This is a genomic window from Streptomyces sp. NPDC031111, from assembly GCF_055570675.1.
In genome coordinates this window covers 65147-79009 of sequence record NZ_JBVIGS010000008.1, presented here as the reverse complement: position 1 = coordinate 79009, position 13863 = coordinate 65147, and the positions used below count along the sequence as shown (strand labels likewise).

At 72.3% G+C, this 13863-nt stretch carries 7 protein-coding genes and 1 pseudogene; all 8 read left to right on the top strand.

Annotated features, from left to right (window positions below):
* Positions 1 to 135 precede the first annotated feature (135 nt).
* The 8 genes and pseudogenes from uppS (at position 136) to ACZ470_RS18005 (ending at position 13858) form a co-directional block, all read left to right on the top strand.
* Entirely contained in the window at positions 136 to 915 is a 780-nt protein-coding gene (uppS, locus tag ACZ470_RS18040; protein WP_468428263.1) for a polyprenyl diphosphate synthase, read from the top strand.
* Positions 916 to 1001: 86 nt separating this feature from the next.
* Positions 1002 to 2420, top strand: a complete 1419-nt coding sequence (locus tag ACZ470_RS18035; RefSeq protein ID WP_468428261.1) for an oxygenase MpaB family protein — start codon at positions 1002 to 1004, stop codon at positions 2418 to 2420.
* 192 nt (positions 2421 to 2612) lie between these two features.
* The gene (locus ACZ470_RS18030; protein WP_468428259.1) at positions 2613 to 4490 is read left to right on the top strand and encodes a LamG-like jellyroll fold domain-containing protein; all 1878 of its coding nucleotides are present in this window, start codon (positions 2613 to 2615) and stop codon (positions 4488 to 4490) included.
* 168 nt (positions 4491 to 4658) lie between these two features.
* A complete protein-coding gene (locus ACZ470_RS18025) occupies positions 4659 to 5297 on the top strand; it encodes an HD domain-containing protein (RefSeq protein ID WP_468428257.1) in 639 nt (212 codons plus the stop codon).
* A 67-nt stretch (positions 5298 to 5364) separates the two neighbouring features.
* On the top strand, positions 5365 to 6336 hold the full coding sequence (locus ACZ470_RS18020) for a GlxA family transcriptional regulator (protein ID WP_468428255.1): 972 nt from the start codon (positions 5365 to 5367) through the stop codon (positions 6334 to 6336).
* A 243-nt stretch (positions 6337 to 6579) separates the two neighbouring features.
* A pseudogene (locus ACZ470_RS18015) lies at positions 6580 to 7126 on the top strand (MFS transporter); the annotation flags it as partial.
* 697 nt (positions 7127 to 7823) lie between these two features.
* Positions 7824 to 8423 carry an EF-hand domain-containing protein gene (locus ACZ470_RS18010; RefSeq protein ID WP_468428253.1) on the top strand — a complete coding sequence of 200 codons (600 nt, stop codon included), beginning with the start codon at positions 7824 to 7826 and terminating at the stop codon, positions 8421 to 8423.
* A gap of 131 nt (positions 8424 to 8554) precedes the next feature.
* On the top strand, positions 8555 to 13858 hold the full coding sequence (locus tag ACZ470_RS18005; protein ID WP_468428251.1) for a type I polyketide synthase: 5304 nt from the start codon (positions 8555 to 8557) through the stop codon (positions 13856 to 13858).
* Positions 13859 to 13863: the final 5 nt, after the last annotated feature.

Here is a 13863-nt window from a genome sequence, read left to right as displayed (position 1 = left end):
GGTGAAGTGTGGGAACCGGCACTGCCTGCCCTGATGTGTGCTGGCACTCTTCCGGGAGACGGTGGTGAACGGGCCGCTGGGTTCTTGTCGCGTCGCGGGAGGCGTCACTGTCCGAGCTGAGGGGGTGGGGTGAGCATGACGCGTCAGCAGGCTGTCGGAGCCTTCGACGCTCCTGCTCCGAGGGCCGAGACGCTCAGGAAGGCGCCCCGGCATGTCGCCTGTGTGATGGACGGCAACGGACGGTGGGCCGCGCAGCGGTCGCTGCCGCGGACGTCGGGGCACCGTGCTGCGGAGACGGCGGTGATCGATGTCATCGAGGCGGCCCGGTCGGCCGGCGTCGCATGGCTCAGTCTGTACGCGTTCTCCACCGAGAACTGGCGCCGTCCGAACACCGAGGTCGACTTCCTCATGCAGTTGGTGCGTCGCGTGGTACGCAAACACGCCCCGCTCCTGCACGCGCGTGGCATCCGCTGTCGTTTCCTCGGGGTGGCCGATTCCCGGGTGCCGACAGGGCTGGCCCAGGACTTCGCCGACCTGATGACGCTGACCGGCGCCAATCAGGGGATGACGCTGACCGTCGCGTTCGATCACGGCGGGCGCGGGGACATCGTGGAGGCCGCACGGTCGCTCATCCGCAGTGGCGTGCCGGCGGACGCCGTGGACGAGCAGAGCTTCGCCGCGCACCTGCCCTTCCCCGACACCCCTGATGTCGACCTGGTCATCAGGACCTCAGGGGAACAGCGCATCTCCAATTTCATGCTCTGGCAGGTCGCCTACGCCGAATGGATCTTCCCGCCGGTGCTGTGGCCCGACTTCCGCGCACCGCACTTCCTTGACTGCCTGCACACCTATCGGCAGCGCGATCGCCGCTTCGGCGGCGTGCTGCCCCACCAGAATGGAGAGCGCCGACCGTGACGCACGCAGACAGCGAATCCCCCAGCACCGGTGCCGGCACGGCGGATCGCGACGGTGGCTTCTCGCAACCCGGTATCGAGGAGGAGATGAGGCAGTTATTCGGACCTGGCTCGCACTTCCACGCGTTCGTCAACGACCCTCGCTGGGCGCTGGCCATGGTCCGGGCCACCGTCCTGGAGGCGGCGCACCCTCAGATCGGCGCCGCGCTGATCGACAACTCCACGTTCGTCGCCCATCCCTGGCGGCGGCTGCGCAACACCTTCCTGAGTTTGCAGCGCATGTTCGGTGCCGACGATCATGTCCGAGCCCGCGAGGCGGCCCGGCTCAACCGTCTGCACGCACGGCTGAACGGCACTGACGCCCGCAACCGTCCCTACGACGCGATGGACCCCGACGTACGAGCGTGGGTCGTCGCGACCATGTTCGAAAGTACCGTCACCATGTGCCGGCTGAGCGGACAGCCCCTCGAGCAGAACGCCATGGAGCAGCTGTACGCGGAGTTCCAGGCGTTCCTCGCCGCCTTGGGAGACGCAGCCGGCCACCTGCCGCCCTCCCTGCACGAGTTCTGGGCCCACTACGACCGGGTGGTGGAGGAGGAGCTGGAGAACACGGAGGCCATGCGCATCATCCTCTACAAGCTCTTCGACCACCTCCCGGCCCCGCCCCTGCTGACCGGTCTGCCCACTCTGTGGGCAGCCGGGCGTGCCGTCGCCGGCCCAGTCATCGGGGCGATCACTGTGGCGTCCCTGCCCGAACCCTTTCGCCGACGAGCGGGGCTGCCCGAACTGCCCGGCGCGCAGGGCCTGATGCAGGGCGCCTATCTGACCGTCGGCCTGGCCCGATTCCTCCCCGACGGCTGGATCAAGGCCGATACCATCGCCGACCTGCTCGCCCTGTCCCCCGACAGCGACGACCCACGGGCACGCACGATCACAGCCCTGCGTGACAGGATGAACCGGGCCGGAGCCCTCATCCGGCTCATCACCCCGCTTCCTCAGCAACCGGACCCGGCCGCACAAGGCGGACTCCAGCGCAGCGCGGAGGAGTTCTTCACGGAGGTGCTGGACCAGACCGGCAACGGATATCTGGACTGGCCCGATCTCGCCGCCATGGCCCGCGAACTGTCCAGCCGCCTCGATCTGAACGAACCCGAGGAATCCAGGCTCTACAACGCCTTCGCCGACTGGTGGCGGGAATTGCAGGCCGCCCTCGACACCGACGGCGACGGTCGCGTCAGCGCCCAGGAGTACGCCGCGGCCGTTCCGTCGCTGGCCGGTCCCGCCCTGATCAAAGTCGCCGAGGTCCTCTTCGACGCCACCGACAAGGACGGCAACCAGATCATCGACGCGGACGAGTACCGCGCCCTGTTCCGCACCGCCTTTCGTCGCGACACGGCCGGCGCCGAGGGGGTCTGCACCCGCAGCTCGTTCATCAAGGACTTCCTGTCCTTCATGTCCGGCCGTCGGCGCTCCACGCCCTACGAACCACTGCTCGCGGAGGCATGACTCCTCTGTGCGCCCCCAGCCGGCCGTTTCCGGCCGGCTGGGGGCGGTCTCTCGTGGTGGCTGGGGCGGAGAGCGTGCCGCCGCCCGGCTCATCCTTCTTCGAGCGGCGTTCAGTTGGCTGTCCCGGCGTGGTCACAGCAGGTGGAGAGAGTGTCCCGCAGCCCCACTCACCACCTGCGACAAGGAGCGGGAATGACTCCTGCCGACTCCTCTCACCCCGACAGACGCAGCCTGCTCCAGGCCGCCGTCGCGATTCCCGCTGCCGGCGCCATGAGCGCCGCCGCGCTCGCCACCGGCGTCGAGCCCGCGCACGCCGCCCCGGACACGGCACGCTCGGGCCGTTTCGACCCCGCCTCACCGCGATTCGCCCTCGCGGTCCTGCCCGACACGCAGTACCTGTTCGACGCCGACAGCGCCGACCCAGAGCCGCTGCGGGCCACGTTCCGGTACCTGGTGGACCGGCGCAGGGACGCCAACCTCGCCTTCCTGACGCACCTGGGCGACATCACCGAGCACGGCACACGCGAGGAGATCACCCTCGCCGCCCGTACCTTCCGCCTGATCGACGGCCGGCTGCCCTACAGCGTCCTGGCCGGGAACCACGACATCGCTTCCGGTGACGACCAGCGGGGTGACACCCCCTATCTGGACGCCTTCGGCCCGCACCGGTTCGCCTCCGCGCCCACCTTCGGCGGCGCCTCCCCCGACGGCTACAACAGCTACCACGTCCTGCGCGCGGCCGACCGAGAGTGGCTGGTCCTCGCCCTGGACTGGCGGGTGTCCGACGCCGGCCTGCACTGGGCCCAGGGCGTGCTCGACGAGCACCGCACCTTGCCCGCCGTACTGACCACCCACGACCTGGTGTGGGCCGGGGACGACGGCGCGGCCCATCTGTCCGACAACGGCACCCGTATGTGGGACGAGCTCATCCGCCGCAACGACCAGATCTTCCTCGCGCTCGGCGGGCACTACTGGCCGCCCGGCCGCACCGTCCTGGCCAACGACTTTGACAACGATGTCCACCTGCATGTCACCAACTACCAGGACCGCTACTACGGCGGCGCGGGGATGATCCGCCTCTACGGCTTCGACCTCGTACGGGGCGTCATCGATGTGGAGACGTTCTCCCCGTGGTTCCTGGCCCGTGACGCGTCCGACCGCACCCCGTTGGAGGCCGAGACGCTCGAACTGACCGGTCCCGTCGACCGGTTCAGCCTGGAGATCGACTTCGCAGACCGCTTCCGGCGCTTCGCTCCGCCTGTGTCGCCGAAGCCTCGGCCGGCCTCAGCCGTCATGCCCCGTGGCACGGTCGCCTACTGGCGGTTCGACTCCTCGGGGGCGGCCCTGCCGACGGCGGGCGCCCCGGTCCCGGACGGGACCGTCGTGCGTGACCTGTCCGGCAACGGCAACGACCTCACCGTCAGCCGCCTGCACGACAGCGACGCGAAGGTGCTCACCGTATCGGCCGAACACCATCCCGGGCAGCCCGCACACGCCAGTCTCCGCTTCGACGGAGGCAAGAGCCCCGACCGCGGAGCCATCCTGGCCACCGGGCCTCGCGCACGCCTGAACAGCGAGAAGTTCCTGCGCGGTTACACCATCGAGACGTTCGTACGGCTGCCCGAGCCGTTCGAGGGCGACCACGCCTGGATGGGCATCCTCAGCTGGGAGGGACGCAACGGCGACATCGGCAAAACCACCGGCTGGTCTCCGCTGGAACCCACGTGCAGCCTCAACGTATCTCCGGAACGCTTCCTTCAGTTCGTGGTGTATCCGGACCGCCAGGACGCCGACCCGACCTCGTGGAGCCATGCGATCCCGGTCGGGCGCTGGACCCACATCGCCGTCGTCAACGACGCCCGCCGCACCATCGTGTACGTGGACGGCTCGAAGATCGCCCGCAATCCGGCCCAGCCGTCGACCGGCATCGCCACGCTCGGCAAACCCTTCGTGCTCGGTGCCACCCAGTTCGACGAGCGGTTCGGACAGGGCTTCTACGGCTGGATGGGCGACACCCGCATCGTCGGCCGCCCGTTGTCCCCGGCCGAGTTCCTGGCCCCCGTCGACTGATCACGGCGGCACGGTGCCGCCCGGCATCGGCTACCACCCCGCACCCGCGTGTCCGTATCTGTGGGTCAGCCGTCCTTGAGGACAGTTCCGAGGGAGGAGCCGGCCGGAGAGGGTGGGATGAGCCGGGACATGACCCGGCTCTCCGACCTTCCTTGCCGAGGAGGCACCATGCCCGAAACGATCGCCGGGATCGCCATCCCGGATACTGCTCTGGTCCGCGAGGCCGGCGCGCTCGTGCGCCAAGCGGCGGACGACACCTTGTTCCACCATTCCCGCCGGGTGTTCCTGTGGGGAGTGCTCAAGAGCGCCGCCCGAGGGCTCGAGGTGGATCCCGAGCTCGCCTACGTCGGCGGGCTCTTCCACGATCTCGGCCTGACGGACGACTACCGCACGAAGGACCGCCGGTTCGAGCTCGACGGTGCGGAGGTGGCGTACACGTTCCTGCGGGACCACGGCCGATCCGAGGAGGAGGCGCGCAACGTCTGGCTGGCGGTCGCCCTGCACACCACGCCGGAGGTTCCGCTCCGCCTGGCACCCGAGGTGGCTGTGGTGACCTTGGGCGTGGAGACCGACGTCCTGGGGCTGGATCTCGACGAGATCACGCCGGAGCAGCGTGCGGAGGTGGTGGCCGCCCATCCGCGGCCGGACTTCAAGAGGCGCATCCTCCAGGCGTTCTACCACGGCATGTCCGACCGGCCTCAGACGACGTTCGGCACGATGAACGACGACGTGCTCGCCCACTTCGACCCGTCGTTCCGGCGTGAGGATTTCGTCCGGATCATTCAGGAGAACGCCTGGCCCGAGTGACCTGATCAGCGACGTTGCGGTGGTTTCGGACATCCTGGGAGGGAGTGAGGAGAGGAGCGGACGGCCCATGACGGATCACCGTGTGGCGTTCCTGGTGTTCGACGGCATGAAGATGCTGGACGTATCGGGCCCCGCGGAGGTGTTCGCCGAGGCGAACGCGTTCGGCGCCCGGTACACGCTGTGCTACGCCTCGCCGTCCGGCGAGCCGGTACGTACCTCGATCGGCACACGCCTGGCGGTGGACTCGAGGGCGGCCGACCTCGAGGACGTCGAGACGCTCGTGGTCACGGGTGGGGATGTGCTCGTCACCGAGCCGATTCCCACGATGCTGACCGACGCCGTCCGGCAGCTGCGTACCCGTGTGGGCCGGCTGGTCTCCATCTGTACGGGCTCGTTCGTTCTCGCTGCCGCCGGCGTACTGTCGGGACGTCGCGCGACCACCCACTGGCGACACGCCCCGCTCCTCGCCCGCGCCTACCCCGACATCCAGGTCGAGCCGGATTCACTCTTCGTCCAGGACGGTGACGTCATCACGTCGGCGGGCATCAGCGCCGGGATCGACCTGGCGCTCTCCCTCGTCGAACATGACCACGGCGCGGACCTCGCCCGCGACGTCGCCCGCAACCTGGTGATGTTCATGCAGCGTCCTGGAGGTCAGTCCCAGTTCTCCGCGCCGCTGAAGGCCCGGGTGCCGCGCACCCCTGCGCTGCGTGCGGTCACCGACCTGATCGCGGCGCAGCCCGCGCTCAAGCACAGCACCGGCTCACTGGCGGACCTCGCCGGGGTGAGCCCTCGGCACCTCACCCGGCTGTTCGGCGCCGAACTCGGCACGACACCGGGTAAGTTCGTCGAGACCGTGCGACTGGACCACGCGAAGGCCCTGCTCGACGCCGGTCACGGCGTGGCCGAAACCGCTCGGGTGGCGGGTTTCGGCAGCGCCGAGACACTGCGGCGGACGTTCGTGGCCCGGTTCGGCGTCCCGCCGGCTCACTACCGCGCCCGGTTCGCGACCACGCGCCCCGATCCGCGGCTCCCGTAGTATCGGTGCCATGTCCGGTGCTTCGTGCGCGGCTTGTGCCGCGGTGACGAGGACGCTCCGCTAGCGGCGGGGCGTTCGTCTCACTTCTGTTGAACGTTCTGCCGCTCCGTGGTTGGACCGGAGCGGCACGTTCGTGCTGCTCGGAACTTCTTCTGGGCAACGGAGCACTCGGTGTTTTCAGGCAATCTCCTTTCGCGCTGGGACGGTTCGTCGCCGGCGCGTGCGTGGCTGGTGCTGTGCTGCATGGCCATGCTGCAGTTCTTCATCGCGGTCGACGTGACCGTGGTCAATGTCGCTGACCTGGGTCGTGGTCGGGTACACGATCACCGGCGGCGGGCTGCTGATGCTCGGCGGCCGGCTGGGCGACGTGCTCGGCAGGCGCCGTATCCTCCTGCTCGGCACCGCTCTCTTCGGTGCCGCGTCGCTGCTGGCCGGGCTCGCGCCGTCCTTCGCCGTGCTGGTGACAGCCCGGCTGTTGCAGGGCGCCGGTGAAGCGGTCGCGCTTCCGGCGGCGATGGCGCTGATCGTGCTCATGTTCCCCGAAGGACCGCGCAGGTCCCGGGCGCTGAGCGTGTGGGCGGCCGTGGCGAGCTGTGGCCTCGTCCTCGGGTTCGTGGTTTCCGGGATCATCACCGAACTGCTCGGCTGGCGGTGGATCTTCCTGGTGTCCGTGCCGTTCATCCTGGTCGTGCTCGCCGCCGCTGCCGTTCTCGTGCCGAGCGAACGGCCTGCCGAGCCCACACCGCTGGACCTTCCCGGTTCGCTCCTGCTGATCGCGGCCCCGCTGCTGCCCACCCTGATCCGCCCCAGCCAGTCCCGCGCCCGCGCCTTCCTGGCCTGGGAGACAGCGGATACCCGACCGGACGAGACCTGGCAGCGCCTCTACGCGCTGGCCACCACCGTCCCCGGCCGCAAGCTCATCGCCGGCGCCCGCCCCCGAACCGCCGGCCTCCGCATGCCGGTACTCGTCCTCCTCGCAGAACACAGCCGCGCCCACGATGCCACCAAAGTCGCCGACCGAGCCCGCCGCACACTCCCGCAGGGCGAGGTGGCGCTCCTCCCCCGCACCACCCACCACTCCCTGCCCCTCACCGAACCGCAAGAGCTCAACGGCCGGCTCATCGACTTCCTGAACTGACCCGGAGCGGCGGCGATGGCACCGACCCTCGTAATCGATAATACTTTCATTTAAGAATACGAAATCGTCGCGTCCGAAAAGACTGGAAAACACCGACGCCGACAGGTTTCTCGACCGCTCCTACTTACCTGTTGGCCACTCGTGAACTGCTGGACATCCACAGCGACCGCTCTATGTCTCCCCTCGTCCGTGTGTGACGCGTCTGCCCAGGTCAGAGATGCCTTATAGCCAAATCAGAGGCGTTTTACGTTAGCTATGTGCATCCCCTTCCGTGTCGCTTAATTTCTTAGGGACGCGTCCGGGCCGGCTTTACGGGCCCGGAACTCCTCGGCACAGGAAGGTCCAGCTAATGAGTCCTCACGACGTCGACCAGCTCCTCGACCGCAAGCTCGACGTGTGCTTCGGACACGGCGACCAGAACGGCGACGGTGTCCTCGAAAGCGCCGACGCCCTGGCGCTGGCGGCCCGGATCGTGGCGTACATCGGCGAGCCGTTCGGCTCCGACAACGCGCAGGCTCTCTTCAAGGCGTTCGGGCTGTTCTGGCAGCACGTCAGCGCGGCCGTCGACTTCAACCAGGACGGCCGGATCACTCCCCTGGAATGGCGGACGGGCCTGCGCCGCGCGTTCGCGGAGGACGAGAAGGGCTTCACCGAGGGCTTCCGGCCGCTCGCCGAGGCGCTGTGGGCGATCTGCGACCGGGACGGCGACGGCAGCGTGGACGCCGGTGAGTTCGCCTGCTTCCAGAAGGCATTCGGCACCTCCACGGAGAACAGCCGGATCGCCTTCGAGAAGCTCGACCGCGACGGCGACGGGAGCCTGTCCGTCGACGAACTGCTGACCGCCTGGAAGGAGTACTACACCAGCCCGGACCCGGACGCGCCGGGCAACTGGCTGTTCGGCGACATCTGGCAGAAGGACATCTGGGAGGGCACGCGCGTCAAGCTCTGACGCCGCCTGTCCGAACGCCGGCCGGCCGCACCGCCCTCGGTGCGGCCGGCCGGTCCGCCGCCTGCCGCGAGCCGCCCGCGAGGGGCGCCCGAGCAGGACCGTCCACGCGACCCGAGGAGGAAGTGCGGCTCATGCCCGACGTCCCGGCACATCCCGAACACGAGCCCGTCGCGGTGATCGGCATCGCCTGCCGTCTTCCGGGCGGCATCGACTCGCCGGAGCAGTTGTGGGAGCGGCTGTCGAACGGCGAACCAGTGGTGGGCGACCTGCCGGCCGACCGGTGGGCCGAGGCGGCCGACCGGGGTGGCGCCGCCGCCCGGCGGGTCCTCGGCGGCACGCCGTCCCGCGGCGCGTACAGGGCCGACATCGCCGGCTTCGACGCCGGGTTCTTCGGTGTCCCGGCCGACGAGGCGGCGATGATGGACCCGCAGCACCGCATGACCCTGGAGGTGGCCTGGGAGGCGCTCGAGCACGCGGGCGTGCCGGCCCGCGGCCTGGCGGGATCGGACACCGGCGTCTACGTGGGCGTCGGGGCCGACGACTACGGCCGCCGGGTACTGGAGGATCTGCCCGGCATCCGCGCCTGGAGCGGGATCGGCGCCTCGCCGTGCGGCGCGGCCAACCGCGTCTCGCACGCGCTGGACCTGCGCGGCCCCAGCGCCGTCATCGACACCGCCTGCTCCTCCTCCCTCGTGGCCGTGCACACCGCCTGCCAGGCGCTGCGCGCCCGCGAGTGCCGCCTCGCGCTGGCCGGCGGCGTGATGCTGGTGGCCGGCCCCGGCCTCGCCGTCACCCTGGCCCGGGCCGGAGCGACCTCCCCCGACGGCCGCAGCAAGCCCTTCGACGCGGCGGCCGACGGGTACGGGCGCGGTGAGGGATGCGTCATCGCCGTACTCAAGCCGCTCACCGACGCACGCCGCGACGGCGACCGCGTGCTCGCCGTGATCCGCGGCAGCGCCGTCGGCCAGGACGGCCGTACCCCCGGCATCATGGCGCCGAGCGCACTCGCGCAGGAGGCGGTGCTGCGGGCCGCGTGCCGTGCGGCCGGGATCGCGCCCGGCGACGTCGACTACGTCGAGGCCCACGGCACCGGTACCCGCGCGGGTGACCCGGTGGAGGCGGAGGCGCTGGCCGCGGTCCACGGCGCGGTGCGTGAGGCCGGCGATCCGCTGCTGATCGGGTCGGTGAAGGGACTCATCGGCCACCTGGAGGCCGCCTCCGGCGCGGCCGGCCTGCTCACCTGCGTCCTGGCGCTGGGCCACGGGCGGCTGCCGGCGACGCCCGGCGTCGCCGGCCCGAGCCCGGCGATACCGTGGGCGTCCTCGGGGCTGCGTCTGGTCACCGAGGCGCGTCCTTGGCCCGCACGCGGTCCCCGGCGACGGGCCGGCGTGTCGAGCTACGGCTACGGCGGCACGCTCGCCCATCTGATCGTGGAACAGGCTCCCGTCACATCCGGTCGCGATCCCCACCGGCGCCCCCGCGGCCTGTTCCCGCTCTCCGGCGCGTCGGCGGGCCACCTGCGGGCCAACGCCGAACGGCTGGCCGGGTACGCGTCCGCCCAGCCGGGCCTCGCGCTCGCCGATGTCGGCCGCACGCTCGCCGTGCACCGCTCCCATCTCGCGCACCGCGCCGCCGTGGTCGCCGACACCGGCGAAGAGCTGCTGACCGCCTTGCGCGGCCTGGCCGGAAAGGACGAGCGGGAGTGGGCGCCGGCCGCACCCCTCGGGGACGCGGTCTGGGTCTTCTCCGGGCACGGCGCCCAGTGGCCCGGCATGGGACGGACCCTGCTCGCCGAAGAGCCCGCTTTCGCCCACGTATTGGACCGGATCGACGCCGTCTTCCGCGGGGAGGCCGGGTTTTCGCCGCGCGAGGCCCTCGAGACGGCGGATCTCGGCGACACCGGGCGCGTTCAGGCTCTCACCGTTGCGGTGCAGCTCGGTCTCGCGGCCGTGTGGCGCTCCTACGGGTTCAGGCCGGCTGCGGTGATCGGCCACTCGGTCGGTGAGATCGCCGCCGCGGCCGTGGCGGGCGTGCTCGACGAGGCGGACGCCGCCCGGCTGGCCTGTAGACGTGCCGCCCTGGTGCGGACCGCCGCGGGAGACGGCGCCATGGTCCTCGTTCCGCTGTCCTTCCGGGACGCCGCGCGGCGCATCGCGTCCGAGGGCGTGACGGACGTGTGGGCGGCGATCGACGCCTCACCCACCAGCTGCGTGCTGTCGGGCCGGGCGGACGCGCTGGCCCGCCTGACGGCCGCCTGGGCCGGGCAGGGGACGGCCGCCCGGACGGTGGCCAGTGACACGGCCTTTCACACCCCGCTGCTCGACACGCTGACCGCACCCCTCGAAAGGGCCTGCGCGGACCTGACCGTCCGTCCGCCACGGCTGCCGCTGTACACCACCGCGCTGCCGCGACCGCGCGACGGCGCACCCCGCGACGGGACGTATTGGGCCGTCAACCTGAGGGCCCCCGTGCGGCTGCGGCCCGCGGTGGAGGCGGCGTGGCAGGACGGCCACCATGCCTTCGTCGAGGTGGCCACCCATCCGGTGGTCGCCCACTCGGTCGCCGAGACCCTGGCGGGCGTGCACGCCGCGGGCCGACCGCGTCCGGTCGTCGCGCACACACTGCGCCGCGACGCCCCCGAGCGGGCCACGCTCCTCGCCAACGCGGCGGCGCTGTACGGCGCGGGCGTCGACCTTGACTGGACGGCCCACCACACCGAGGGCGGCCTCACGGACCTGCCGGCCACCGCCTGGCGGCGGACCCGGCACTGGGCGGCGCCCTCCGGTACGGGCGGCTCGTCCCGTGCCGGCCACGACCCGGCCGGGCACACCCTGCTCGGCGAGCACACCGCCGGACCCGGCCTCGGCCCGCTGCACTTGTGGCAGACCCGTCTGGACACCGGTGACCGCCCCTATCCCGGCGACCATCCCGTGGCGGGGACCGAGGTGGTGCCGGCCGCCGTGCTGCTGCACACCCTCGCGCGGGCCACGGCGGCAGCCGACGAGAGCCCGGGCTCGCGCGCCGCCGCGCCGGACGGCGAGGACCCGGACCTGGGCTGTCTGACCGGGGTCCGTCTCGCCGTGCCGGTCGCGGTGGAGGCGCCCCGCGACGTGCGGGTCACGCTGCGGTCCGATGCGCTGCGGCTGTGCTCGCGCCTGGCCGCGCGGGAGGACGGTGCCGGGCCCGGCGCCTGGCTGACCCACACCACCGCCCGCACCGCCTCGTGCGCCCATGACGCGCTGCCGCCGCTCACCGGCCCCGGCCCGGAGGCCCGCGTGGAGGATCCCTCGCTGGTGACCGGCCGGCTCGCGGACCTGGGCGTGCCGTCCATGGGGTTCGCCTGGACGGTCAAGGAACTGGTGCGTGCGGAGGAGTCGGCGTACGCCGTGGTCACCGCGCCCACCGGACGGCCGCGCACGTGGGCCGCGCTGTGGGACGCGGCCTTCTCCACCGCTTCGGTGTGTCTGCCGGGTCCGCCACGCCTGCGGATGCCCGCCGCGCTGGCGACCGTGTGTCCGGCGGACCGCGGCACGGTCCCCGAGGAAGCCGTGCTCGTGATCCGGCTGCGGCCCGGCACGGACGACACCGTGGACCTCGACCTCGTGGGCCCCGAGGGGCGGATCCGCGTCCGCATGCGCGGGCTGCGCTATGCCTCCCCGGCGCCCGGCCCGGACCGGGACGGCGGCACCGTGTTCGTCACCGCCCGCCGCCCCCTGCCGTCCCAGCCGGAGGCCCGGCCCCCGCGGCGAGTGGTGGCGGTGGGGTCCGAACCCGGCTTCGCCCGGGCCCTGGGCGCCGAGCACCTGCCCGGTCCCGAGGGGCTGCGCGCCGGACCCGGCGACGTGGTTCTGGTCGCGCCGCCACCCGGCGGCGGTCCCGGGTGCGACCGGGCCGCGCTGGAGCAGGTGCGGCTCCTGGCCCGCACCGCCGCGGCGCTCGCCGGGCAGGGCACCCAGGCGTCCCTGTGGGCGGTGACCCGCGGCGCGCGGACGCCCGGTGACCTGCGGGCGGTGGCGCAGGGCGCCCTGTGGGGCCTGGGCCGCACGCTCGCCGGTGAACTCCCGCACCTGTGGCGCGGAGTGCTCGACCTGCCCTCCCGCCCCGGCCCGGACGACCTGGCGACGCTCACCGGGCTCCTCGGCCGGACCGGCGCCGAGGACGTCGTCTCCGTCGAGGCGGGCACCGCCTGGTCCACCCGGCTGGTGCCGGCCCCACCCGTCCCGGACGGCGGGCCGCGGTGCCACCCGGACGGCACCTACCTCATCACCGGCGGACTCGGCGTGCTGGGCCTGCGCACCGCTGCCTGGCTCACCGGACGCGGCGCACGCCGACTGGTGCTCGTCGGCCGCACGGGGCTGCCCCCGCGCCGGGACTGGGACGGCCTGCCGCCCGGAGCGGATGCCCAACGCGTCGCCGCCGTACGGGCCTTGGAGCAGGCCGGCGCCACGGTGCGGGTGGTGGCCGCCGACGTGTGCGACGAGGCGGCCCTGCGCCGGGCGCTGGACCCCGACGCGCTCGGCCTGCCGCCGGTCCGCGGGGTCGTCCACGCGGCGGGCGTCACCGCCGGCGGCCCTCTGCCGGACGCCGACGGGCCCGTGTGGGAGGAGGTGATGCGGGCCAAGACGAGCGGCGCCCTCGCCCTGCACCGGTTGTTCCCTCCCGGCAGCGTGGACTTCTTCGTCCTGTACTCGTCCGCCGGCCAGCTGCTGCACCTGCCGGGTCAGGGCCCTTACGCCGCGGCCAACGCCTTCCTCGACGCGCTGGCCCGGCACCGCCGGACCGGCGGGCACCGCGACACGCTGTCGTTGGCGTGGACGAGCTGGCGCGGACTGGGGATGGCCGCCGGCGCCGACACGGTCACCGCCGAGCTACGGGCCCGGGGCACGGACGCCCTCGACGGCGAGGAGGCCCTGGAGGCGTGGGGCGGCGCAGACGCCGGCCTCCACGGCGAGCTGGCCGTGTTCCGCCTGGCCGAACCGGACCCGGTGCGGGGCCCCGTCCCGCCGTTGGTGCCTCCGCTCCTGCGCGAGTTGCGGTCCCGGACCGGACACGCGGTGGGCCCCGCCCGGAGCGCCGCCCCCGGACCGTCCTGGCGGCAGCTGCCCGCCGGGCGCCGTTACGAAGTCCTGCTGGAGGAAGTCAGGAGGTCGGCCGCCCGCGTCCTGGGCGGCGAACCCGCCGGCGTCGCCGCCCATCACGCCCTGTCCGATCTGGGGCTGGACTCCCTGCGCGCCGTGGCCTTCCGCACCGACCTCGAACACCGTCTGGCCGTCCCGCTGCCACCCACCCTGCTGTGGAACCGGCCCGCCTCCGCCGACATCGCGACGTATCTGTCGGAACTGGCGGAGCAGGCCGAAGGAGCCGGACCGGCCGAGCCGGTCGAACGAACCGAACAGACCGAGCCGCCCCAAGGCCCCGCCCGTGCAAAGGAGTGATCCGC